20 protein-coding genes are annotated in these 24,321 nt (G+C 72.1%); 13 read left to right on the forward strand and 7 right to left on the reverse strand.

Annotated elements, in window-relative coordinates; all coding sequences use genetic code 11:
- The first annotated feature begins 5 nt into the window (after nucleotides 1–5).
- The 6 genes from CRV15_RS33185 (at nucleotide 6) to CRV15_RS33210 (ending at nucleotide 6,798) form a co-directional block, all read left to right on the forward strand.
- Nucleotides 6–2,864: an ATP-binding protein gene (locus CRV15_RS33185; protein WP_003953000.1), complete on the forward strand. Its 2,859-nt coding sequence runs from the start codon at nucleotides 6–8 to the stop codon at nucleotides 2,862–2,864.
- Nucleotides 2,861–3,859: an ADP-ribosyltransferase gene (locus CRV15_RS33190; RefSeq protein ID WP_003953001.1), complete on the forward strand. Its 999-nt coding sequence runs from the start codon at nucleotides 2,861–2,863 to the stop codon at nucleotides 3,857–3,859. Before CRV15_RS33185 ends, CRV15_RS33190 begins: the two co-directional genes overlap by 4 nt.
- A complete protein-coding gene (locus CRV15_RS33195; RefSeq protein ID WP_003953002.1) occupies nucleotides 3,859–4,263 on the forward strand; it encodes a hypothetical protein in 405 nt (134 codons plus the stop codon). The genes CRV15_RS33190 and CRV15_RS33195 overlap by 1 nt, the downstream gene beginning before the upstream one ends.
- A gap of 327 nt (nucleotides 4,264–4,590) precedes the next feature.
- A complete protein-coding gene (locus CRV15_RS33200) occupies nucleotides 4,591–5,295 on the forward strand; it encodes an ArsR/SmtB family transcription factor (RefSeq protein WP_003953003.1) in 705 nt (234 codons plus the stop codon).
- Entirely contained in the window at nucleotides 5,292–6,125 is an 834-nt protein-coding gene (locus CRV15_RS33205; protein WP_003953004.1) for an SRPBCC family protein, read from the forward strand. The genes CRV15_RS33200 and CRV15_RS33205 overlap by 4 nt, the downstream gene beginning before the upstream one ends.
- 100 nt (nucleotides 6,126–6,225) lie before the next feature.
- Nucleotides 6,226–6,798: a dihydrofolate reductase family protein gene (locus CRV15_RS33210; RefSeq protein WP_009999432.1), complete on the forward strand. Its 573-nt coding sequence runs from the start codon at nucleotides 6,226–6,228 to the stop codon at nucleotides 6,796–6,798.
- Between the two features lie 124 nt (nucleotides 6,799–6,922).
- Here the strand turns inward: CRV15_RS33210 and CRV15_RS33215 are convergent, their stop codons facing one another.
- Nucleotides 6,923–7,993, reverse strand: coding sequence for a LysR family transcriptional regulator (locus CRV15_RS33215; protein ID WP_003953006.1), 1,071 nt, complete (start codon nucleotides 7,991–7,993; stop codon nucleotides 6,923–6,925).
- Between the two features lie 161 nt (nucleotides 7,994–8,154).
- On the opposite strand from CRV15_RS33215, the gene CRV15_RS33220 reads away from it, so the two are divergent.
- A complete protein-coding gene (locus CRV15_RS33220) occupies nucleotides 8,155–9,405 on the forward strand; it encodes an MFS transporter (RefSeq protein ID WP_003963431.1) in 1,251 nt (416 codons plus the stop codon).
- A gap of 163 nt (nucleotides 9,406–9,568) precedes the next feature.
- On the opposite strand, the gene CRV15_RS33225 is transcribed toward CRV15_RS33220, so the two are convergent.
- On the reverse strand, nucleotides 9,569–10,648 hold the full coding sequence (locus CRV15_RS33225; protein ID WP_009999435.1) for a protein kinase family protein: 1,080 nt from the start codon (nucleotides 10,646–10,648) through the stop codon (nucleotides 9,569–9,571).
- A 247-nt stretch (nucleotides 10,649–10,895) separates the two neighbouring features.
- Here CRV15_RS33225 and CRV15_RS33230 point away from each other — a divergent pair, with 247 nt between their 5' ends.
- Both CRV15_RS33230 and CRV15_RS33235 read left to right on the forward strand, forming a co-directional pair.
- Nucleotides 10,896–11,657: an AzlC family ABC transporter permease gene (locus CRV15_RS33230; protein WP_003963433.1), complete on the forward strand. Its 762-nt coding sequence runs from the start codon at nucleotides 10,896–10,898 to the stop codon at nucleotides 11,655–11,657.
- Nucleotides 11,654–11,962, forward strand: coding sequence for an AzlD domain-containing protein (locus CRV15_RS33235; RefSeq protein WP_003953010.1), 309 nt, complete (start codon nucleotides 11,654–11,656; stop codon nucleotides 11,960–11,962). Before CRV15_RS33230 ends, CRV15_RS33235 begins: the two co-directional genes overlap by 4 nt.
- A 117-nt stretch (nucleotides 11,963–12,079) precedes the next feature.
- Here the strand turns inward: CRV15_RS33235 and CRV15_RS33240 are convergent, their stop codons facing one another.
- Nucleotides 12,080–13,135, reverse strand: coding sequence for a threonine ammonia-lyase (locus CRV15_RS33240; RefSeq protein ID WP_003963434.1), 1,056 nt, complete (start codon nucleotides 13,133–13,135; stop codon nucleotides 12,080–12,082).
- Nucleotides 13,132–14,313 (reverse strand): pyridoxal phosphate-dependent aminotransferase, encoded by a 1,182-nt coding sequence (locus CRV15_RS33245; RefSeq protein WP_003963435.1) that lies wholly within the window; start codon nucleotides 14,311–14,313, stop codon nucleotides 13,132–13,134. Before CRV15_RS33245 ends, CRV15_RS33240 begins: the two co-directional genes overlap by 4 nt.
- A gap of 368 nt (nucleotides 14,314–14,681) precedes the next feature.
- On the opposite strand from CRV15_RS33245, the gene CRV15_RS33250 reads away from it, so the two are divergent.
- On the forward strand, nucleotides 14,682–15,062 hold the full coding sequence (locus CRV15_RS33250) for a RidA family protein (RefSeq protein ID WP_003953012.1): 381 nt from the start codon (nucleotides 14,682–14,684) through the stop codon (nucleotides 15,060–15,062).
- Nucleotides 15,063–15,275: 213 nt separating this feature from the next.
- Here CRV15_RS33250 and CRV15_RS33255 read toward each other — a convergent pair whose 3' ends face one another.
- A complete protein-coding gene (locus tag CRV15_RS33255) occupies nucleotides 15,276–16,448 on the reverse strand; it encodes a PLP-dependent aminotransferase family protein (RefSeq protein WP_003953013.1) in 1,173 nt (390 codons plus the stop codon).
- A gap of 276 nt (nucleotides 16,449–16,724) precedes the next feature.
- On the opposite strand from CRV15_RS33255, the gene CRV15_RS33265 reads away from it, so the two are divergent.
- From CRV15_RS33265 to speB, 3 genes are all read left to right on the forward strand, one after another.
- Nucleotides 16,725–18,392 carry a thiamine pyrophosphate-binding protein gene (locus CRV15_RS33265; RefSeq protein WP_003953014.1) on the forward strand — a complete coding sequence of 556 codons (1,668 nt, stop codon included), beginning with the start codon at nucleotides 16,725–16,727 and terminating at the stop codon, nucleotides 18,390–18,392.
- A 23-nt stretch (nucleotides 18,393–18,415) separates the two neighbouring features.
- On the forward strand, nucleotides 18,416–19,999 hold the full coding sequence (locus CRV15_RS33270) for an asparagine synthase-related protein (RefSeq protein WP_003963438.1): 1,584 nt from the start codon (nucleotides 18,416–18,418) through the stop codon (nucleotides 19,997–19,999).
- 359 nt (nucleotides 20,000–20,358) lie between these two features.
- Entirely contained in the window at nucleotides 20,359–21,369 is a 1,011-nt protein-coding gene (gene speB / locus CRV15_RS33275) for an agmatinase (RefSeq protein ID WP_230864362.1), read from the forward strand.
- Between the two features lie 124 nt (nucleotides 21,370–21,493).
- On the opposite strand, the gene CRV15_RS33280 is transcribed toward speB, so the two are convergent.
- Complete coding sequence (locus tag CRV15_RS33280) at nucleotides 21,494–22,639, reverse strand: bifunctional ornithine acetyltransferase/N-acetylglutamate synthase (RefSeq protein WP_009999444.1); 1,146 nt, start codon at nucleotides 22,637–22,639, stop codon at nucleotides 21,494–21,496.
- Nucleotides 22,640–22,938: 299 nt separating this feature from the next.
- The gene (locus CRV15_RS33285; protein ID WP_078564623.1) at nucleotides 22,939–24,252 is read right to left on the reverse strand and encodes an aminotransferase family protein; all 1,314 of its coding nucleotides are present in this window, start codon (nucleotides 24,250–24,252) and stop codon (nucleotides 22,939–22,941) included.
- Between the last annotated feature and the right edge of the window lie 69 nt (nucleotides 24,253–24,321).

The following is a 24,321-nucleotide window of genomic DNA, read 5'->3' on the forward strand; positions in this document are numbered from 1 at the left end:
CGACCGTGACCCTCCTCGACGGCTTCGCCTTCTACCAGTTCCACTCCGTTCCCCGGCCCCCGGACGACCCGGCCCGGCCGGACCCTCTGCCCGAGCAGCTCTTCGCGGCCCTGACCGCCGCCCACACCGAACTCCTCCACCACGGGGCTCCCGCACCCGCGGTCGCCGTGCTGTGGCACCGTCCACCGGGGGAGCACCGGCTCCGCTTCCTGGTCGGAGGCCGTCCCCTCTTCCCTCCGGTCACCCCCGCCGGTGCCGCGCACCCCGGTACCCCCGGTGCGCCGCTGGGCATCCTCTACCCTCCAGGCAGTGAGGGCGTCGCACTTCCCGACGGCGAGGCCCAGCGGACCCTTCAGACTCTCCCCGCCTGGCTCCGCTGCTCAGGACACTCCGATCCGCTGTGGACGGCCGACGACCAGGAAACCACCCGACGTGGCGGTTTCGACGACTACACCGCACAGCTCGTCCACCCCTTCAGCTGGCTCGTCCTCGCCGAGCCCCTTTCCGCCCAGCACATCGACCGCGAACTACTCACCCTCGCCACCGCCATCCCCCGTCTGCGCCGGAGCGAGAACTCCGAGGCCGACCGCGTCGCCCTCACCCGCGCCCAGGACCGTTACCGCGAACTCAGCCGCGCCCGTACCGCAGGCATGTGGAACATCCACATCCTGGTCGGCGGAGCCGACGCCACAGCCGCCCGCCGAGCCGCCGCACTGCTGTGCGCGTCCAGCGACCTCAGCCGGCTGCCCTACACCCTCCAACCCGACAGCACCGTTCTCCCCCTGCACGACGCCGCCCGGCACCGCGTCGGAACCCCCGACGCACCGCAGTCCCCCTTCACCGCGAGCACCGCCCTCCTCGCCGCCATCGCCCGTCCTCCCCGCCGGGAACTCCCCGGTATCCGTCTCACCGAATCCGCGGTCTTCGACACCACCCCCGAACGCGAAGGCCCGATACACCTCGGCACCATCCTCGACCAGCACCACACCCCCGCCGGCCCGTTCGGCGTCGACACCGCGACTCTCAACCGCCATGCGTTCGTCGCCGGAGCCACCGGCGGCGGAAAGTCGCAGACCGTGCGCCACCTGCTGGAACAGCTCCACCACCACGGCATCCCCTGGCTGGTCGTCGAACCCGCCAAAGCCGAGTACGCGGCCATGGCCGGACGCATCGGTTCCGACCAGCTCACCGTCATCCGTCCCGGAGACCCCGATGCCCCCGCCGTCGGGCTCAACCCCCTCGAACCCGAGCCCGGTTTCCCCCTCCAGACCCATATCGACCTCGTCCGTGCCCTCTTCCTCGCCGCGTTCGAAGCCACCGAGCCCTTCCCTCAGGTCCTGAGCCAGGCCCTCACCCGCTGCTACACCGATCTCGGCTGGGACCTCACCCTCAGCGAGTCCCGCCTCCCCGGCGTCACCCCGCGCTACCCCACGCTCACCGATCTCCAGCGCACCGCCCTCGACGTCGTCGAGCACATCGGCTACGGCAAGGAGATCACCGACAACATCCGCGGCTTCATCGATGTCCGCCTCGGCTCCCTCCGGCTGGGCACCCCCGGCCGCTTCTTCGAGGACGGCCATCCCCTCGATGTCACCGACCTCCTCGGCCGCAACACCGTTCTGGAGATCGAGGACGTCGGCAACGACCAGGACAAAGCCTTCTTCATCGGTGCTGTCCTCATCCGTCTCCACCAGCATCTCCGAGGCCGCCGCGCCGACCGGACCGGAACCCCCGCCCTCCGCCATGTCACCGTCGTCGAAGAGGCCCACCGGCTTCTGAAACGTGTGGACCCCGGCTCACCCGCGGCCCACTCCGTCGAACTCTTCGCCGCGCTCCTCGCCGAGATCCGTGCCTATGGCGAAGGCATCGTCATCGCCGAACAGATCCCCGCGAAGATCGCTCCTGACGTCATCAAGAACACCGCGCTCAAGATCATCCACAGACTGCCCTCCGCTGACGACCGCGCCGCCGTCGGTGCCACCATGAACCTGGACGAGGCCCAGTCCCGCCATATCGTCTCGCTTCCGCCGGGCCGGGCCGTCGTCTTCACCGACGGCATGGACCGCCCCCTCCGTATCGAGGTCCCGTACGGAGAGGGCCGGGAGAAGCACCACCCCGGCGCCCCCGCCGCCATCCGCGCCCCCCGGAGTGTCGCCTGCGGACCCCTCTGCCAGGGCCGTCCGTGCGTCCTGCGGGAGATGAACCATGCCGCCCGTCTCGCCGACGACCCCCGCCTCACCCTCTGGATCGAACTCCTCACCATCAGCCATCTCGTGGGCCAGCCCGCTCCCCGGCCCGACCGCGACTGGCTCACCGGTCTCACCGGACGCGGTGACCGCCGCACCCTGGAATGCGCCCTTGCCCATCGCGTCGACTCCGCCGTCGACACCCGCTATATCGGTCTTGAGCCCCACTACCAGCCCGAGCGCCTGGCAGAGCATCTGACGGACTCGGCCCTGGCGACCCTCGACGGCCGCCCCGCCCCGTGCGACGGCGCCGAATACCAGTGGCAGGCAGGCCGCTACCGGTGGGCCGACGTCTTCCACGCCCTCAAGACAACGGACAGCGCCACGGGCCCGCACCCCGGCACCGAGGCGTGGGCAGCACGCGGACTGGTACTGAGCGCTGCCACCACGGCTGACCAACTCACAGAACTCCGCGCCCACCCGGACTCCTGGCTCTTTGACGACACCGTCATCACCGGCCGCGACCGCTGCCCCTCCTATCTGCGGGCACTGGCCCGTCTTGACCGATCGCCCAACGCGAAAAAGCAATTTCTCAACGCAACGAGATTTCTCCGCCTCGGTACGACCTGGCCTCTCCTCGTTCTCCGGATCACCGACTCGTCTGAGAGCAGCGTATGAGCACCGATCGGGAAACCATTTCTCCTCCGCCGGAAAGCACTGCCCTGTCCGAGGTGCCGCACCAGCCGGGCGATTCCGACTGGCAGGGCGGCGGCCCGGACAGCCTTGCCGAGGTGCTGCCGCTGGATTCGGACGACAACCCCGGCAGCGATCCACCGGGCGAGTCCCACGAGGACGGCCCGGACGGCCTGGCGGCTGCGGTGCCCCTGGAGGAGCGCGACGGAGAGAGCGAGGGTGAGGGTGTAGCGGGCGAGGGGGAGGGAAGAGAAGAGGTCGACGACAGCGGCCTCCCCCTCAGACCGGAGGAGGAACAGGATCGATTACCCCTCACCGAGCAGCGGAAGATCGCGCTTTCCGGGATCTCTCGCGGCACGGTTGCGTTCGGCAGCGACCAAGAAGCTGTCGAGTATGCCCAGGATCACTGGAACCCTTATGTGGAGAGCTTGCCGGTGCGGCAGAAGGAAGCGCTGCGTGAGTACACGAGCGAGCATGTGTCGTCCGACTCCCCGCCGACTGCGGACGGGCGGGCCACATACGTGGAGATCAACGGAACCCTCCGAGGCGATGCATCGCAATCGAACCCCCGTGTCCAGGAGAACATCCGCGAACTCGATGCGGTTGTGAACGTACGGCCCACCGCGGAACCCATGATTGTCACCCGTGGCACCGGACTCGGCCACTTGAACATGGATATGGATGAACTTGTCGGGGAAGTCATCGAAGAGCGTGGCTATATGTCCACCTCCGTGGGAAGCAGCCCGCCCGAATCCTTTTCGGGCAGAGAAGCAATTACTCATCTAAGAGTACCGGAGGGGACGCCTGCCGTCTGGGTCGAAAAGGTGGGTGAATTTGGTTCGGATGAGCGAGAGTTGCTGCTGGCGCGCGGTCTGAAATACCAGGTCGAGAGTGTTGTCATGGATCAGGGTTCGCAGGGGCCTCGGTATTTCATATACGCTGAAATCGTAAATCCAGTTGTGAAGGGTGAGGGAGAATAGTGTCCGAAGGAAGCGAGCGTCGTACCTCTCCTCGGTTTGCTGAGGATCTCGAATTCAGGTCGGTCTCTGGTCCTCTGCGTTACACCAACAGCACGGACAAAACGGTGAAATACCTTACGGTGGCCGACGCGGACGGAGAGACCATCGGCTACATCTGGGGCAACGATGAAGACGATGCCGCAGGCTGGTGCCGCCGACTCTCAGGCGGAGGGCATGCGTTCAATCTGGGGCAGAGGTGGGTCGCCGCGCTCCGCGACGCGAGGAGCCGGGGCGTCGCGCCGACAGAAGCCCTGGCCGAACTGCTCAGGAACTCCGACCCCCGCCTGCCGAGTCATATCGCCTCGACCGCCGTCGAGGAAGCCCCGACCCTCCAGACCGTGAAAGACCTGGCAGCCCATGGCTGACGGCTGATATCTGATCCCGGCCCCGGGCAGGGCCTCGACCCGACGGGCAGCGGGCCACCGCTCACGGGCACCACGCGGCCGCACCGGCCCGCCGTCACGCCGCCGTCGAGGTCGACCGCGGCAGTCTCTCGATCGACAACGGCGCTCTGATCACCTCGGCGGGCGCCGTCGCCGCGCTGCGCCTCCCGGCCCGCCCTGCGCCGGTCAAAGGCCCATCTGCGGCAGGGGCCACTGGAGGCGACGACGATCCCAGTGGAGCGGATCGAGCCCAGAGCCGACAGTTCATTTTTCCTTGACAAATTTTTTTGTCCGACCCATGCTGGAGGTGTGCTGGACGTAGCTGTGATCGAAGAACCCGCCGCGGCCGAGGCTTCGCTGGACCCGATACGGTCCCGGATCCTCGCCGCCCTGGCCGAGCCCGGCTCGGCTGCCATGCTGGCCACGCGTCTGGGGCTGGCGAGACAGAAGGTCAACTACCACCTGAAGGAGCTGGAGCGGCACGGTCTGGTCGAGCTGGTCGAGGAGCGGCGCAAGGGCAATGTCACCGAGCGGGTGTACGGGGCGACCGCCGCCTCCTATGTGATCTCGCCGAGCGCCCTGGCCGCTGTCAGCCCGGACCCCTCGCGCTCCCCGGACCAGCTCTCGGCCCGCTGGCTGCTGGCGCTGGGGGCCCGGCTGGTGCAGGAGGTCGGTTCGTTGCTGACCGGAGCGGCCCGGGTCCGGCGGCGGGTCGCCACGTTCGGTATCGACGCCGAGGTGCGGTTCGCCTCCGCGGCGGACCGGGCGGCCTTCGCGGACGAGCTGACCCGGACGGTGACAGCGCTCGTCAGCCGCTATCACGACGAGTCCGCGCCGGCGGGGCGGAGCCACCGGGTGATCGTCGGGCTCCATCAGATCCCCGCGGCCCGGCCCGGCACGGAAGAAGACGCGCCGGTCTCGCGGCAGCAGCCCGAGGGGACCCGGGCGACCACGGCACCCGTGGCATCAACGACATCCGAAGCCCCCGACGCACGACAGGAACACCGGCCATGACGCACCCGTTCGAGATCACCCTGGAGACGACCCTGCCGGCGAGCCCGGAAGAGGTCTGGGAGGCGATCGCCACCGGACCGGGGATCGACTCCTGGTTCATGGGGCGCAACGAGGTCGAGGCGCGCGAGGGCGGAGTCGCCGCCATGGAGACGGGCGGTCACCGCGAGGAGGCGGTGATCACCGCCTATGAGCCCGGCAGCCGCTTCGCCACCCGCACGGCCACCGCCGCCGACGGCCGGTTCATGGCCTTCGAGTATCTGATCGAAGGACGCGACCGGGGCAGTACGGTGCTCCGCGTCGTCCACAGCGGCATGCTCGGCGAGGACTGGCAGGACGAATACGACGCGCTGCGCCGTGGCTGGCCCTTCCACCTGCACACGCTCCGCGAGTATCTGACGCACTTCGCGGGCCGTACCGGTGTCCCCGTCTTCGCCATGGCGCCGTCGGGCGGGCGCCCGGTGCGGGAGATCCGGGCGGCGCTCACCCGTGGACTGTCCCTGGCCGAGCCGGTCGCCGTGGGCGCGCGGGCGCATGCCGAGCCCGCCGGGCTGCCTCGGTTCGACGGTGAGGTGGTCTGGGCGGACGACGAGCGCTTCGAGGTCCGCACCGCCGACGGGATCTACACCTTTCACCACTCCGCCGCCGTCGTACTCATGTTCCACCACCTCTTCGTGACGGGCACGGGCACGGGTACGGACACGGACGGGGGCACGGACGGGGACGGGACCGGGTCCGGGGGCGCGACCGGTGACGGGGTCGGGGACACGACCGTGGCCGGGGATCGGGCCGAGGCCGCCTGGCGGGAGTGGCTGACCGGGCTTCTTGCCTGACATTCCCTCGCATACGCCATACGCCATACGTCATACGCCATACGTCACGTTGTGGCGGCGAAAATTCATCATGAGCAGAGAGACTTCACGGAGACCCACCATGCGCACCCTGATCAGCACCGCCTTCATCTCGCTCGACGGCGTCGTCGAGGCCCCCGGCGGCGAGCCCGGCTATCGGAACTCCGGGTGGACCTTCAAGGAGGTCGAGTTCGTCCCCGAGGCGTTCGAGATCAAGGGCGCAGAGCAGCAGGAGGCCACCGCGGTTCTGCTGGGGCGGGTCAGCTATGAGGCGTTCAGCCCTGTCTGGCCGGACATGGAGGAGTTCGCCCGTTACCGGGAGATGCCCAAGTACGTCGTCTCCAGCACCCTCACCGACGCGGACCTGGTGTCGAACTGGGGCGAGACCACCATTCTGCGCTCGCTCGACGAGGTCACCGCCCTGAAGGAGACCGAGGGAGGCCCGATCATCCTTCACGGCAGCGCCTCCCTGAACCGTGCCCTCTCGGACGCCGGTCTGATCGACCGCTACCACCTGCTTGTCCACCCGCTGCTGCTCGGCGCCGGAAAGCGCCTCTTCAGCACCTCGGACAGGGACGCTCAGAAGCTGGAGCTGGTCGAGCACGAGGTCTACGCGAACGGTGTGCAGAAGCAGATTTTCGACGTCGTCCGCTGAGTGGGACGTGGGACTCCTCGTCCTCGTCCACCGTGAACGGCATGCCGAGCCCGCGTCCGCTGGGGTCGCCCGGGTTGCGGAGCAGCATGCCCCGGCGCCGGTCGGGGTCGCCCGCCGCGCGGTCTCACACCCTCGCGGGGGCGTTCGGCGTCCGGGCGCGAGCGCCGGTCCCGGTCCCGGTCCCGGTCCTGATCCCGGTGCCGATACCGGTATCGGTACCAGCGGCGGTGCCTGAGCCTGTGGCTGTGTCCGTGCCGGCGTCGGGGGAGGGGCACCCGGCGGCCCGTCCGGCGTCGGCCGAGCGGGCGAACTCCTCCGCCAGCAGCCGCGCCAACGTGGTGAGCTGCCAGGACGTGCGGTCCTCGCGCCAGATCAGACCGAGCTGGGACGGTTCGTCGAGCCCGTCGACCGGCAGGAAACGGACGTCGTCGCGGACGGCGCGATCGGCCAGCGGACGGCAGACCAGCAGACCCTGGTCACCCGTCGCGACGAGTGCCAGGCCCTCCTGGACGGTGGTGATCCCGGCGGTGGAGCGGATCGGCACACCCCCCGGTGTGGCGGGCGGCACCCGGGCCGCGCGCCAGTACTCCGGCGCGTCCCCCAGCGGATGGAGGATGTCGAGCGTCGCCAGCTCCTCGATGTGCACCCGGTCGCCACCGGCCAGGGGATGCCGGGTGGCCACGGCCAGCAGCCGCTCCTGCGGAGGGAAACGGAACCCGGTGGTCAGCGTGGGCTCGTTCACCGGCAGCTCCACCACGACGGCGTCCACCCGGCCCTCCAGCACGGCCGTGAACGGTGAACCGAGCGGGATCTCGCTCGGCACCAGCGCGACGCGGTGATGGGCGCGAAGACGGCGGAACGCCTCCGTCACCTCCTCGTAGACGCTGCCGTGGAAACCGATCCGCAACTGGCCCAGCGTGCCGCTGCGCGCGCGGTCCCGCGCCTGGGTGATCACCGTGTTCAGCGCCTCGTACGCCGGGCGCACCTCCTCGACGAACTGGGTGCCGAAGCGGCTGAGGGCCACGCTCCGGCTGGTGCGGTCGACGAGCCGGACCCCGATCCGCCGCTCCAGTCCGGCGACGAGCTGGCTGACCCGGCTCTGCGAGCACCCCAGCCGTTCGGCCGTCCGACCGAAGTGCAACTCCTCGGCGAGCACCAGCAGACATTCGATCTCCTGGACATGGACCTGGTTCACCGCGTCTCCCTTCGTCGGACGGAGGTCCCGTGGACTGCTCCCGTGGACCGGCCTCATGGACCGCTCCTGTGGACCGGCCTCGTGGATCGATGACCCACACTGATCAATCGTTGAGGAGATCGCCGTTGTTCCGGCACCGGGGCGTTGATTGGTTTGTTGTCATGGTTTCGCAGACGCCGGTAGCACACACCGGGCCCCCATCGATACGTACGACCTCTTGGCAGTGGCTGTCGGTCCTTGTGCTCTCGCTGAGCACATTCGTGGTCGTGACCTCGGAGATGCTGCCCGTCGGGGTGCTCACGCCGATGGCCGACGGGCTGCGGGTCACCCCGGGCACCGCAGGGTTCAGCCTGACCGTCACCGGTCTCGTGACCGCCGTCACCGCGCCCGCGGTTCCCCGTCTGCTGGGGGCGCGCGACCGGCGCGCGGTGCTCGCCGCCGCGATGGTGGTCCTGGCCCTGGGCAATGTCCTCACCGCGCTGGCGCACGGCTTCGGCCTGCTCGTCGTCTCCCGGATCGTCCTCGGTATCGGCATGGGCGCGGTGTGGGGGCTGGCCGCCGCCGTGGCGCCACGGCTCGTCGCGCCCCGTGACATCGCGCTCGCGGTCTCCGTCACCGTCGGTGGCGTCGCGGCGGCGTCCGTCGTCGGTGTGCCGCTGGGCACCCTCGTCAGCAACGCCTTCGGCTGGCGCGCCGCGTTCGCGACGCTCGCCGGGGGCGCCGTGCTCCTCGCCGCCGGGCTGCTGCTGGCGCTGCCCCGGCTGCCGCGCCCCGAGAACCCGGCGGGCACCGGCGACAGGACGGCCGACCCGTCTGGGGAGACCCGCGGCGGTGATGTGTCGCTGCCGCGCGGCCGCCCCGTGCTCGGCGGGCTGCTGCTCGTCCTGCTCCTTGTCACCGCGCACTTCGCCGCGTACACCTATGTGCGCCCCGTCCTGGAGGAGCGCACCGGGCTGGACCCCGGCGCCGTCGCCCTCGTCCTGCTGGTCTACGGCCTCTTCGGCCTGGCCGGAAACTTCGCCGCCGGTTCCCTGGCGGTCCGGCGCGCCCGCGGCACGGTCCTCGGGCTGACGGCGGGCATCGCCCTGTCGATCGCGCTGCTGGCCCTCTTCGGTGCCACCGCGGGCGCGGCCGGTGTCGCTGTCGCGCTGTGGGGGCTGACATACGGCGGCCTGTCGGTGGCCGGACAGATCTGGATGACGCGGGCCGCACCCCACCGTGTCGAGCAGGTGACCGGCGTCTATGTGGGTGTCTTCACCGGCGCCATCGCCCTGGGTGCCTTCCTCGGCGGGACCGTCGTGGAGGCCGCCGGAATCACCACGCTGTTGTGGAGTGCCACGGCCCTGGCGGTGGTGGCGTTCGGTGTCGGTCTGACCGGCGGCCGTCCGGCGGCTGTGAAACGGCACCCGTGAGAGCGGCACCCGCGCGTACGGCGTCCGCGGGTAAGTCTTCGACGGGTAAGGCGTCCGCGGGTAAGGCGTCCGTGCGTACGGCACCCCGCGGGTACGGCTTCCGCCGCACGGCGGGGCTGAGCCCCGGGCCCGGGCCCGGGCCCCGGCTCGGGAGTCCGCCGGTCTACGCGGGGCGGCGCCGGGTCGTTCCGCCGCCGGCTCCGACACGGCGGAGCGCCTCCAGCGGATAGGGGGTCGTCCTGCTCTCCTCCTGGAACCGGCGGTAGAAGTCGCCCATCACGTCGGCGACCGGCGCGTCACGGAGCAGGGCCGCCGCGACCGCCGCCGGAACGCCCCGCGGAGGCACCCCCTGGGCGCAGGCGCGGATGAACGCCGCGCGCTCCTCCCGTCCATATCCGTGGAGCGCGACGGTCAGCCAGTTCACCAGATGTGTGGCGGTGTAGGAGCGGTCGTAGGAGCGGTGCCCGTCGAAGAAGTCGGCCTCGTCCCGGGCGAGTTCGAAACGGGAGGAGAGCGCCAGGCCGTAGTCGGTGAAGAAGAGCCGTCGGCCGTCGGTCAGGATGTTCTGGAAGTGGGCGTCGAAGTGCAGCAGCCCGCGCGTGTTCATGAACGAGACACCTTCGGTGAGCCGGCTCTCCACCAGGGCACAGGCCCGTTCGGCGGCCTCGGCACCGGCCTTGAACCGGGCGCCCAGCCAGTCGTGCAGATTCTGCGGGATGTACTCCAGGAAGAGCGTGAGGCTTGCCGAGGACTCCTGGAGTGCCTCGATCCGGTGGCGTATCCCCGGTCCGCCTCCCCAGTGGGCGACGGCCCGTTCCACATCGGCGAGTTCCTCCGGAAGCGGCCGGTCCGGGGCGGGCAGCACCCGCCAGTGGTGCATCAGCGGGAAGCCCTCGTGGTGTCCGGCGATCACCCAGTCCGTCGTCATGGTGTGCGCGGCCAGCTCCCGCCAGGCCCCGAACCCCGGGCCGCCGATACGGCCGACACCGTAATGGCAGAAGAGCGGCAGCCCGAACAGATTCGCCGTGGAGCGGACGTTCTCCGGTCGGCGCTCCAGATCGGTCAGACGTATCCGCTTGACGAAGACAGGGGTCCCGCCCACCTCCAGCAGGACCGTTTCCCCGCCGATGCCGGAACCCGCCGGAGTGCCCGCGTCCACGAGTTCGCCCAGCCTGCGGTCGTCGTAGAGCGCCAGGGCGGTGGAAACGGCGCCGTGGGTGGCCAGCCGGGCGCCACGGGACATGTCAGGACTCTTCACCTGTGCCTCCATCGTCGGGCCACCCGCCTCTCGTGCGACCACGTCAACGGACACCCGGGCAGAAGCCGTTGCCAGCCTCTCATGCCGGGAACGGTGACCCCCGTGCCGTGCGCGCCCCCGCCTCTCCGCCCGCTTGACGTGGCTCCGTCGCCGCCGCCAAGGCCGCTTCAAGCGGGTGACAAGGCGGGCTCGGCAGACTCGCCGGGATTTCGCGTCGACGAGAGGGCGGGTCATGCCGGGGGAGCAGCGAAGGCGACGGGGCGGCGGAGTGCCGCCGAAGCCGGGCGGGCCGGGGCGGGGGGAGGCCCCGGGGCCGGACGGGGCGGAGGTGGCGCGGCAGATCGTCGCCATCGGTCTGGGGGTGGTGGCGATAGGGGTGTCCTTCGGCGCGGTCGCGGTGACGTCCGGGGTTCCCGGGTGGATGGCGGTGGCGCTGTCCGTCTTCGTCTTCGCGGGCGGCGCGCAGTTCATGGCGGTGTCCCTGGCCACGGCGGGCAACCCGGTCGCGGCGGTCGTCGCGGGGCTGCTGCTCAACGCGCGGCATCTGCCTTTCGGCCTCGCCCTGGGGGACATGTTCCGCCCGGGGCGGGGCCGGATGCTCCTCGGTGCCCATCTGCTGAGCGACGAGAGTGCGGCGCTCGCGCTGTCTTTACCACCCGGCCCGGCACGGCGCCGTGCGTACTGGCGGCTCGCCTGGGTGCTCGTGTTCGCGTGGAACGGGGGGACCGTCCTCGGTGTGATCCTCGTCGACGCGGTCGGCGACCCGGCGGCGCTCGGCCTGGACGCGGCGAACCCGGCGAGTCTGCTGGCGCTCACCCTGCCTGCGCTGCGCCACCGGGAGATGCGGGGCCCCGTGCTGACCGGCGCTCTCGTCTGTGTACTGACCACTCCCTTCCTGCCCGCCGGGCTGCCTGTGCTCCTGGCGTCGGCGGGGCTGCTGCTCCTCGTGCCCTCGCCGTTCCGTTTCCGTTTCCGTCCCGGAGGGCGGCCGTGACACTGACCGTGCTGGTGGTCCTCGCCCTGGGGACGTTCGCCTTCCGGCTCGCCGGGGTCGTGCTCAACGACCGGCTCGTCCTGACGGAGCCGGTGCGGCGGGCCGTGTCCGTCTCGGCCATCGCCCTGATCTTCGCGCTGGCGGTCCAGTCGGCGGTGGCGGAGGGGACGGCCTTCGCCGGGTACGCGCGCCTGGGCGGTGTGGTCGTGGGCGCGGTGCTCGTATGGCGCCGGGCCTCGTTCCTGACCGTGGTGGTCGCCGCCGTCGCGACGACCGCGCTGCTCCGCTTCCTGGGGGTGGCCTGAGTCTTCGGCCCGGCAGGACAGGGCGCCGCCGTGCCGCCGCGCCGGTACGCCGTCCTGCCGGGTCGTTCGCGCCGTTCGCGCCGTTCGCGCCGTTCGCGCCGCTCGTGCCGTTCGGGCTCAGGGCACGGCGTTCGCTGAGGAGGCCGCGTCCCCCAGCGCCCCGAGCGAGGTGTTCCCGCCGGTGGCGATCAGTACCACGGTCGCGCACTCCGGCAGCCCGATCCGCCCGGACCGCAGCGCCGCGACCGTCACGGCCGCGGACGGTTCGACGAGGAGCCGGGTCTCGGCCGCCATCAGGGGCCAGGCCCGGCGGATGTCCTCCTCACCGACGGTGACCAGCTCGACCGCGTGCTGCCGTACATGGGCGAGCGGCAGCGCCCCGGTGCGCGGCGCGTTGAGTCCGTCCGCCGCCGAACGGGGCGGGACGGGCAGCGGCTCGGGCGTCCCCCGCCGCAGCGCGTGGCCGACGGTCGGCGCCGTCTCGGGCTCGACGCCGATGACGCGCGTACCGTCCGACAGCGCGGCCGTCACCGCCGCCACGCCGCTGATCAGCCCGCCACCGCCGACGGGGACGAGGATCACGTCGGGGTGCGGCACCTCCTCGAAGATCTCCAGGGCGGTGGTGCCCTGCCCGGCGATGACGGCCGGGTCGTCGAAGGGATGCAGCACCGGGCAGCCGCGCTCGGCGGCCAGGGCGGCGGCCGAGCCGATCAGGTCGTCCGTGAAGACGATCTCACCGCCGTAGCGGCGCACGGCCCCGACCTTGGCGGCGACGGCGCCGGGCGGCATACACACCGTGACCGTCACCCCCAGGGCGCGGCCCACCAGGGCGACCGCCGCGCCGTGGTTCCCGGCCGAGAAGGTGACCACGGAGCGTGGCCGCGGGTCGAGCGACAGCAGGGCGTTGGCCGCTCCCCGCACCTTGAAACTGCCGGTGCTCTGGAGGTTCTCGGCCTTCACGAACACCCGGTGGCCGCCGTGGAGCCCGTCGCACCGCAGCAGCGGGGTGCGCCGGGCCACCTCGGTCACCCGGCGGGCGGCGGCCCGTACCTCGTCGAGCGTGACCAGGTCCGGTTTCCTCGTGACGGCTGCCCCGGCCGGACCGGTCGGGTCGTTCGGGTCAGCCGTACCAGCGGTGTCGGCCGTGGCGGTCAGGTCTTTCGGCTCGGTCATGCCCACACCCCTCCGTCCGGTTCCGCGAGGAAGGACTCCATCGCGTCCAGCGCCTTCGTGAGCGTCGCGAGGTCCTTGACGAAGGTCGTGCGAATCCAGCGCTGTCCCTCGCCGGTGTCCGCGAAGAACGGGGTCGCGGGCGCCACGAGTACCCCCGCGCGGACGAGCAACCCCTCGGCGAGCGCGTCGGAACGCAGACCGAGCCGCCGGGTCCCGGCGAGCAGGAACCAGCCCCCCTCGGGGGTCGTCACCTCGAAGCCCATGGCGGCCAGACGGCGCACCATCTCGTCCCGCCCGTTCCGGAACTGCTCGGGCCCCGAGCCGGCGCGCGCGAGGACCGCGGCGCCGTGCTGGAGCGGGACGGCCGCGCCGAACGTGGTCCGCTCATGGACATGCCGCAGCGCCGTGGTCAGCGCGGGGTCGGCGACGCAGTAGCCGAGCCGCCACCCCGACATCTCGTCCGCCTTGGACAGACTGCCGACCACGACGACGCGGGGCCGGTGGCGGGGAAATCCCAGCGCCGAGACATGCGGCCCGCCGTCGAAGACGAAGTCGGCGTACACCTCGTCGACGACACAGGTCACACCCCGCCGCTCGCACAGGTCGAGCAGCCCGCCCAGCTCCTCGGCGGTGAACACCCGCCCGGTCGGGTTGTGGGGGGTGTTGACGATCAGTGCCGCCGTCCGCGGGGTCAGGACCGAGGCGATCCGCTCGGGGTCCAGCCGCCAGCCGGACGGGTCCAGCGGGGCCGGGACGCGGGTGCAGCCGGCGAGTTCGACGGCGCCCCGGTACAGCTCGAAGGCGGGCTCCACCACGACCACCTCGTCACCGGGGTCGGTGACGGTCAGCAGCGCGACGAGCAGCCCCTCGGTGGCCCCGGCGGTGATGGTGATCTCCGTCTCGGGGTCCACGCCGACACCGCTCGACGCCAGGAGCCGCCCCGCCACTGCCGCCCGCAGCTCGGGCACCCCGGCGGGGTCGGCGTACTGGTTGCGGCCCGCGAGCATCGCGTCCGCCGCGGCGGTGACCGCGGCGCGCGGCGGCTGGCCCGGCGGGGTGCCGATGGCGATGTCCAGCGCGCCGGACGCGCGCGCCCGCGCGGCGAGCCCGGCGAGCGCCAGCGGGCCCAGCAGGCCCGCCCTCGTGCCGACCGTGTTCCGTGCCGTGCCCAATGTCATCAACTCCGTCGTCCGCCGTGGATTGCGGCACCGCGGTCCCCCGCGGCCTGCCGTCCGTCAGCGTCGTGCCGTCTTCTTGCACCCGGCTTGGCGCCGGGCCGTACGCCTTGGCGCCGGGCCGCGTTCCGCCTGAACGCTCCGTCCAACGCGCTCCAAGCGCGACGGCGCACCATCGGATCGCCGAACGGCAGCCGCCGCGCACCTCCCGGCACCACGCGACCTCCGGGCGCGCCACGCCCCCGGGTGCCACGCGGGCCGTTTCCCCGGAGCCGCCGGTCCCTGGAGCCGCCGGTTCCTGAAGGGGCCGGTCCCTGAAGCGGCCGGTCCACAAGAAGAGATACAGAGAAAGAGAACGAGGAAGGAACCTCATGACGACGACGGTGTACGAGACCAAGTCGGCCCCCCAGCCGGTCGGACCCTATTCCCAGGCGGTCCGGCGCGGGAACATTCTGTCGCTGTCCGGTCAGGTGGCGCTCGACCCGGCCACGGGAAAGGTGGTCGAGGGAGGTATCGCCGAGCAGACCCGGCAGGTGATGAACAACCTGCGGAACGTTCTGGAGAGTGCCGGTGCTTCGTTCTCCGACGTCGTCACCGTGCGGATCTATCTGACCGAGGCCGCGGATTTCCCCGGGATGAACTCCGTGTACGCGGAATTCCTGGCGGAGCCCTTCCCCTGCCGTACGACGGTCTTCGTGGGGCTGCCCCCGGGAATGCTGATCGAGATCGATGTCCTGGCGGTCGTCGAATAAGCCGAACAGACGGCTGAGCCGAACAGATCGCTGAGCCGAACGGGCCGCGAGGAACGGGCCCGTTGTCAACGGCCCGTCCCATGAGAAAACGAGCGAGGGAATCCCGTCCGGTACGGGATTCCCTCGCTCGTCATGTCCGGGCGTCATGTCCGGGCGTCATGTCCGGGCGTCATGTCCGGGCGTCATGTCCGGGCGTGTGCCCGGGCCGCCGCGTCAGACGAACGCCACGCCCGGGAAGGCCCGGGCGAGTTCCACGACCTCCTTCGCCACGGTCTCCGCGTCGTCGCCCCGCAGCAGCAGCCGTTCCAGCAGATCGGCCACCGGCGCCATGTCCGTCTCCGTCATCCCCCAGCGCGTCAGCTCCTGCGTCCCGAGCCGCAGCCCGGGCGCCGCGCTGCTCGGCAGGACGACGCTGGTCGAGCGGATGTTCGCGCGGGTGAGCAGCCGCCCCCACTCGTGCGGCGTGTTCCCCTCGGGGAAGTGCACCCAGACCTGGTGGGTGTCCGTATGGCCGAACGCCCCGCCCGCGACGTCGAAACCGCGCTCGGCGAGCAGCCCGGCCAGCGCCCGGGCGTTCGCGATGACCTGGTGCGCGTACGCCGTCCGGTGCGGCAGCAGCTCCTCCAGCGAGATCGCCAGCGAACCCACGCTCGCCGAGTGCGAACTCGACGCCGTGAACGGCATCCGTGCCGCGACCTTCTCCGCGACGACATCGCTGTCGGTGACGAGCAGCCCCTTCTGCGGGCCGGGGAACGTCTTGTGCGTACTGCCGGAGATGCTGTCGAAGCCGCCGTCGAGCACCAGGGTCTGCGGCGCCACCGGCAGCAGACCGAGGATGTGCGACGCGTCCAGGCAGATCAGCGCGTCAGGAGCGGCCAGCCGCAGCGCCCGCGCGTCGATGAAGCGCAGGATGCTGGACGCGTCCAGATAGATCACGTCGGCCGGCCGCCGGGAGAGGCGCGCAGCCAGGACCGCGTAGTCGATCTCCAGTGTCCGGCGGTCGAAGGGTAAGAACTCGACCTCGTAGCCGAAGCCCCGGCAGATCGTCACCGTGGCGTAGTGGCCGCCGTCCTCCGGCGCGAGGACCAGGACGCGCCCGCCGGGCGGGGTCAGGGCGGTCAGCACGGTGTGCATGGTGTGCAGACCGGACAGGAACTGCACACCGGCGTGGCGCGCCCCGAAGAAGCGCTTGGCCAGGTCCTCGCAGTACGCGTACACCTCGGCCAGCCCCGTGACATCGCCGTAGACGGCCACCGGGGTCTCGGAGTACGGATAGCGGTTGACGGCGTCGGTGGCCAGCGCGGCACTGGCGCGCGGCGACAGCCGGTTCTCGATGGGGAAAAGATTCAGGCTGGGCTTGCGCTCCAACGCGGCCAGGACATCCATGGATTCTCCTCGGATCGGTGGACGGAAGGGGACGGAATCGGATGGAGACCGTCGGCGCCGGACGGATTTCACGAAAAGCGCCACGAGGACGATGGACGCCATGCCTTGAACGCGCCTTGCCCATTCTGTCCAAGCCGGGCGTCCGACCGCCGCCAAGAGGCGATCCGCACAGTGGCAACGCCACCACCCACGGTGTGCGCCACCCGGTGCGCACCGCCCGGTGCCGCGTTTTCCGGGGCGCCATCCCGGCGCCCGTCCGATGCGAAGGAGATCTCCATGGCCACCACGACCGCGAAAGCCATGCTGGAACGTCTTCACCAGTACGGTGTCGACCATGTATTCGGCGTCGTCGGCCGGGAGGCGTCCGCCATTCTCTTCGACGAGGTCGAAGGACTCGACTTCGTCCTGACCCGGCACGAGTTCACCGCCGGGGTGATGGCGGACGTCCTCGCCCGGATCACCAACCGCCCCCAGGCGTGCTTCGCGACCCTGGGCCCCGGCATGACCAACCTGGCCACCGGCGTCGCCACCTCCGCCCTGGACCGCAGCTCGGTCATCGCGCTGGCCGCGCAGTCCGAGTCGTACGACTGCTACCCCAACGTCACCCACCAGTGCCTGGACAGCACCGCCGTGATGGGCCCGCTGACCAAGTTCAGCGTCCAGCTCGAACGCGGCGAGGACATCGTCAACCTCGTCGACAGCGCCGTCCTCAACAGCCGGATCGAGCCCGTGGGTCCCAGCTTCATCAGCCTGCCGGTCGACCTCCTCGGCGCCGAGCTGAACGGCACCCCCACCGACGCCCCCCTGGTCCGGGCCACCGCCACCCACGCCCTGGACGCCGACTGGCGCGCCCGCCTCGACGAGGCCGCTGAGCTGGTGCGCGAGGCCGAGAACCCCCTCCTCGTCGTCGGTAGCGCCGTCATCCGCGCCGGGGCCGTCGACGCCCTGCGCGCCCTCGCCGAGCGGCTGAACATCCCCGTCGTCACCACCTACACCGCCAAGGGCGTCCTGCCGCACGACCACCCGCTCAACTACGGCGCCATCAGCGGCTACATGGACGGCATTCTCGGCCACCCGGCCCTCGACGAGATCTTCGGCCCCGCCGACCTCCTCCTGGCGATCGGCTACGACTACGCCGAGGACCTGCGCCCCTCCATGTGGACGCGGGGCCGGGCCAAGACCACGGTCCGGGTCGCCCCCGAGGTCAACCCGATCCCGGAGCTGTTCCGCGCCGACATCGACATCGTCACCAACGTCGCCGAATTCGTCACCGCGCTCGACGACGCGACCTCGGGCCTCGCCCCCAAGACCCGGCACGACCTCAGCGCCCTGCGCGCCCGCGTCGCCGAATTCCTCGCCGACCCCACCGAGTACGAGGACGGCATGCGGGTCCACCAGGTGATCGACTGCATGAACTCCGTCCTCGACAACGGCACCTTCGTCAGCGACATCGGCTTCTTCCGCCACTACGGCGTGCTCTTCGCCAAGTCCGACCAGCCGTACGGATTCCTCACCTCCGCGGGCTGCTCCAGCTTCGGCTACGGACTGCCCGCCGCCATGGCCGCCCAGATCGCCCGGCCCGGCGAGCCCGTCTTCCTCATCGCGGGCGACGGCGGCTTCCACTCCAACAGCGCCGACATCGAGACGGCCGTGCGCCTGGGCCTGCCGATCGTCATGGTCGTCGTCAACAACGACCGCAACGGCCTGATCGAGCTGTACCAGAACCTCGGACACCAGCGCTCCCACGCCCCCGCCGTCGGCTTCGGAAGCGTCGACTTCGTCCAGCTCGCCGAGGCCAACGGCTGCGAGGCCGTCCGCGCCACCGACCGCACCTCGCTGCTCGCCGCCCTCACCAAGGGCGCCGGACTCGGCCGCCCGTTCCTGATCGAGGTACCGGTGGCCTACGACTTCCAGTCCGGCGGTTTCGCCGCCCTGGCCATCTGACCACCGTGGAGGACGAGTTCACCATGCCCGGCCCCGACCTCGTGTACGGATTCCGGGTGCGCATCGGCACCGAGGGCCGCCCCGGCGGCGGCCCCGGCGGTCACTCCGAACCCGGCAGCGCACCCCGCTTCGCCGTCCGCGGGACCCATGTCCCCGTGCACGACGGCACCGCGTACCCGCTCTGGAGCGGAACGGCCGTGACCCTGGGCCGTCCGCCCGTCCTGGTCGCCGACGGCCAGGTCCGGCTGCTCCTGGCGGGCGAGCTGTACAACCGCGCCGAGCTGACCGGAGCGCTCGGCGGCTCCTCTGCCGCCCTCGGCGACGCCGAACTGCTGCTGGCCGCCTGGCGGCGCTGGGGCCCCGGGGCCTTCCGGCTCCTGAACGGACGGTTCGCCGCACTGCTCACCGACGCCTCCACCGGCGCGACCGTCGCGGCCACCGACCACGCCGGTTCGGTACCGCTGTGGCTGCGCGCCGACGTGACGGGGCTGAGCGCCGCCACCGAGGCGAAGACCCTGGCGCACGAGCCGGGCCGGCCGCTGGGCCTGTCCGGCACCCACACCGCGCCGGGGGCGGCGGGCGTCTGCCGGGTCCCCGCCGGGACCGCCCTCCTGCTGCACGGAGTCGGCGGCTCCGACATCACCGCCAGGGCGGTCCGCACCTGGACACCCCCGCTCTCCCGGGCGCTGCCCGGCGAACGGGAGGCGGTGGACCTGGTCGGCGAACGCCTCGCCACGGCGGTCCGCACCCGGCTGCGCGGCGGGGAGGCGGCCCCCACCGTCGTCCTGTCCGGCGGCATCGACTCCGGGGGAGTCGCCGCCCACACGGCGGCCCTGGCACCCGGGACACGGTCCGTGTCGATGGGCACCGAGGTGTCCGACGAGTTCGACGCGGCCCGCTCGGTCGCCGTCCACCTGGGCACCGCGCACAGCGAGATCCGGCTCCACTCGGCCGAACTCGTCAGGGAACTGCCCTGGGCGGTCGCCGCCGCGGAGATCACCGACCCCACGGTCCTGGAGTACCTGCTGCCGCTCGTCGCCCTCTACCGGCGGCTCGACACCGGGCCGCTCCGCATCCTCACCGGGTACGGCGCCGACATCCCGCTCGGCGGTATGCACCGGCGCACGGCCTCGCTCTGGTCCCTCGACGACGAGATCGCGGGCGACATGGCGGGCTTCGACGGCCTCAACGAGATGTCCCCCGTCCTCGCGGGCATCGCCGGGAAGTGGACCACCCACCCGTACTGGGACCGCGCGGTCCTGGACGCGCTGGTCTCCCTCGAACCCGGGCTCAAACGCCGGCGGGGCACCGACAAGTGGGTGTTGCGGCAGGCCCTCTCCGGCCTGCTGCCCGCCGAGACCGTGGCCCGCCCCAAGCTGGGCATCCACGAGGGGTCCGGCACCACCAGCGCGTGGACCGGACTGCTCCTCGCCGAAGGGATCCGGCGCGACGAGGTGACGGCCGTCAAGGGCGCCATGGCACGGCGCCTGTACGACGCGGTGGTCATCGACACGGTGCCGCCGGAGGACGTGGACTTCGGCGAGACGGTGCGGCGCTCCGTCGACGCGGTGCGCAGGCTCAGGCTCCAGGGCCGGGTGGTCGTATGAGCGGCCAGAACGGCACCGGTGGCCAGAACGGCACCGGCGGCGGCAACGGCACCGGCGGCGGCGCGGACGGTGCAGCGGGCGTGGGCGCGGGCACCGGCCCGCAGAGCGGCAACGGCCGCAGGAACGGCAGGAGCGGTCTCGGAGGGAGGGGCAGCCGCGGCCCGGACGGCGCCGCGGGCGCGGGAACGGGATTCCACGCGGGAACGGGAGCCCGTTCGGGAACGGGGGTCGGCACGGGAACGGGAGCCCGCACGGGGTGGCCGGGCGTCGGTACGGGAACGGGAGCAGGGCCGGGTGCGCGGGGAACGGCCAGGGTGTCCACCGCCGTCTCCCCGCGCTACGCCCAACCGGCGACCTTCATGCGGCTGCGCCACCGGCCCGACCCGATCGGCCATGACGTGGTGGTCGTCGGCGCCCCGTACGACGGAGGCACCAGCTACCGGCCCGGCGCGCGGTTCGCGCCGCGCGCCATCCGGCACGAGTCCAGCCTGATCCACGGCGTCGGCATCGACCGGGGCCCAGGGGTCTTCGACCGGATCGACGTGGTCGACGGGGGCGACATCGACCTCAGCCCCTTCTCGATGGACCTGGCGATGGACACCGCGACGGTCGCCCTGACCCGGCTCCTGGAACGCAACGACGCGTTCCTGATGCTGGGCGGGGACCACTCGCTCTCCCTGGCCGCCCTGCGCGCCGTGCACGCCCGCCACGGCCGGGTCGCCGTCCTGCACCTGGACGCGCACAGCGACACCAACCCACCCGTCTACGGCGGCACCTACCACCACGGCACCCCCTTCCGCTGGGCCATCGAAGAGGGCCTGGTGGACCCGGAGCGCCTGGTCCAGGTCGGCATCCGCGGCCACAATCCGCGGCCCGACTCCCTGGACTACGCGCGCGGGCACGGCGTCAGCATCGTCACCGCCGCCGACTTCACCCGGCGCTCACCGCGCGGCATCGCCGAGCAGATCCGGCGCACCGTCGGCGGCCTGCCGCTGTACGTCTCCGTCGACATCGACGTCGTCGACCCGGCGTACGCCCCGGGCACCGGCACACCGGCCCCCGGCGGGCTGTCCTCGCGCGAGGTGCTGACCCTGCTCGACGTGGTCGGGCAGCTCAGGCCCGTCGGCTTCGACGTGGTCGAGGTGTCCCCGGCGTACGACCCGTCGGGGATCACCTCCCTGCTGGCGGCGGAGATCGGGGCCGAACTGCTCTACCAGTACGCCCGCGCCACCACGTCGCCCGCGTCGGCACCGGTGGACTCTCCCCTGCCACCGGGGGCGGCGGCGGACGACGCCGAGAACGCCGAGAACGCGGTGGACGCGGTGGACGCCGAGAGCGCCGTGGACTTCGCCGGGCAGCGGTGGGGGTAGGGCGGCCGGGGACAGCGGACGGAACGACGGGAGCGGGCCCGGTGGCCGATCGACCACCGGGCCCGCTCCCGTGTTCCCTGCGCTCCCGCGCCCTCGCGGTCGCCGTCCGCCCGGGAGCGCCCGTTCAGACGGCCCGGCCGGCGCCGAGGCGCGGGTACCCCGCCAGGAGGTCGCAGCCGTGGACCGTGAACGCGCCGGGCGCCCGGCCCGGGACACCGAGGTCGATATGGACGGTCACCTCGCCGCCGTGCGGATACGCGGTGACGGCGTCCGGGCGGGCCCGGTCGCGGGGGGCGGGGAAGACCTCCCGGCCGCCGACCCGGATCGTGATCCGCCCGGGAGACCGGCCGGGGCCTTCGTCCCCGTGTCCACCCGCCACGGCGGCGACCGGCGCCCAGTCGGGTGCCGGGCCGTGCACCGCGGCCCTCAGCGACGGCGCGTCGACCACCGCCCGGCCCACGCGCCCGGCCTGCTCGGTGTCGTGGGCCCCGGTGACCCGCACCGTGACCAGGGCGCCGCCGCAGCCGCTGTCCCGGACGACGTCCCTGACCAGGTCCAGCGCCAGCGCGCCCAGGACCTGTTCGAACGCGACGAGGTCCACCCGGCCCGCGAGCCCGTTGGCGAGAACGGCCGCCGTGTCGCCGGTGGAGGCGTCGGCGCCGAAGCCCAGCCCGTGGAAGGCGCGGTCCGCGACCCGGCGGAAGATGTCGTCGAGGACGACGGGGCTCACCTGGGCGTCCGTGCAGAAGAACGCCAGCGTCGACCGGTCGTCCTGCTCCGCCGGGCCCGTACCCGGGCCCTTGGCGACACCGATCAGCGTCGCGTCGCCGCACCGCGCCCGCCGGATCGTGGGACGGGCGCCCGCGGTGCCCAGCACGGCCGCCGCCGCGCCGTCGAAGTCGGCACCCGGTAAGGGCCCGCGCACCGCCCGCAGATGGGCCCGGACACGGGACATCGGATACCGCTCGCCGACGGGTCCCGTGGAGGCGATCAGCACATCCCTCTCGTCGCAGTCGACGATCCCGGCCACCAGATGGCGCACCTCCGCGGCGTCCTCGTACCCCCGCGGGCCCGTCCCGGCGTTGGCGTTGCCGGACAGCACCACCACGCCCCGGGCGATCCCGTCGGCGACCGCGTCCCGGCTGAGCAGCACACTCGGCGCGGCGAACCGCGAACGGGTGAACACCGCGCCGACCGCCGCGGGAACGTCGGAGGCGATGACGGCGAGGTCCGCGTGGGACCCCCTGATCCCGGCGTGACCGTGGTGCACGCGGAACCCTCTGGGCGAAGAGGCACGCATCGGACGGGACTTCCCTTCGGCTTGCCGGGCTCCGCGCGCCCCGTCGGGCGGCGGTCTCCCACCGTGGCACGGGGCGCTTGGCGGCGGCTCGACAGCGCGCTGGAACGGGAACGGCGCCACAGCGGAGGGAGGAGCGCCCGAGCAGGGGCAGGGGCAGGGGCCACGGGAACGGCGCCGGGGCACGGAAAAGGCGCCGGGAAACGGGGAAGGCGCCGGGTCGGCCGCTGTGCCGACCCGGCGCCCCCCGCGGGTGGCGGCCCGCGGTCTCGTCACCCCCGCCGGGGGGCCGCGCCGATCCGCCCGTCGGGTGCCAGCCGCCGCAGCACCGAGTCCAGCCCGTCCGCCACCTCGTCCGCCGTGGCCCGGTCCATCACGAGCGCCGGATTGAGGACCAGGGAGCGCGGCGTGGCCCGGACGATGACGCCCGCGTCCTCGCGCAGCGCGTCCACGACCCCGAGGGTGCCGCCCGGCAGCGGGGTGCGGGCCGTCTTGTCCGACACCAGCTCGACGGCGAGCATCATGCCCAGTTGCCGGACGTCCCCCACGGCGGGCAGCCCGCGCAGGGCCGCCAGCCGCCCGGCGAGGTGGTCGCCCACCTTCACCGCGTTCTCCAGCAGCCCTTCCCGTTCGATGATGTCGAGATTGGCGAGCGCGACGGCGCACGCCGTGGGGTGACCGGTATAGGTGAAGCCGATCGGGAACCCCGTCTCCCCGTTCACGGCGTCCGCGACCTCCTCGGTCAGGAGCACCGCCCCGTGCGGGACATACCCGGAGGTGATGCCCTTCGCGGTCACCAGCAGATCGGGGGTCACCCCGAAGTGCTCGGCCGCGAACCAGGTCCCCGTGCGGCCGAACGCGGTGACGACCTCGTCCAGGATCAGCAGGATGCCGTGGGAGCGCAGCAGCGCGGCGACGCGCGGCCAGTAGTCCGGCGGCGGGACGACGGCGCCGCCCGCGCCCATGACCGGCTCCCCGATCATCGCGGCGATCCGCCCGGGGCCGATCTCGTCGATGGTGCGGGCGAGTTCGCGCAGGCAGTACTCCGTGACGTCCTCGCCGTCGTACAGCTCGGCGTGGTACGGGTCGGGCGGCGTGAGGTGGTGCACATGGGGCAGCACCGGGCCGAACCCGTCCTGGTAGGCGGGCGAGCCCGACACCGTACCGCTGCCGTAGCCGATGCCGTGGTAGGCGGTGCGGCGCGACAAGATCCAGGTGCGCTCCGGGCTGCCGGTGCGGTGGTGGAAGTAACGGGCCATGCGCAGGGCGATCTCGACGCCCTCGCCGCCGCCGCTGGTGAAGTAGACGCGCTGGAGACCCTGGGGCGCCAGGTCGGTGAGGCGCGCGGCCAGTCGGATGGCCTTGTCGTTGCTGATGGTGCCCCAGGTGTGGAAGTGACCGAGTGTCCGCATCTGCTCGGCGGCGGCCTGCGCGATCTCCTCACGTCCATGGCCGATCTGGGTCAGTCCGAGCACCGACGAGGCGTCGAGATAGGTGCGCCCTTCGGTGTCCCGTACGGTGCAGCCGCGGCCGGAGACCAGAACGGTGCGGTCCTCGCGGCCCCGGGGCAGGACCGGGTGGAACATATGGGCGCGGTCCGCCGCGAGCAGCCACGCGGCCTCGGCGCCCGGGTCCGGGCGCGGCTCGGAACGGGT

It is taken from the genome of Streptomyces clavuligerus (assembly GCF_005519465.1).
Classification (GTDB): Bacteria; Actinomycetota; Actinomycetes; order Streptomycetales; family Streptomycetaceae; genus Streptomyces; species Streptomyces clavuligerus.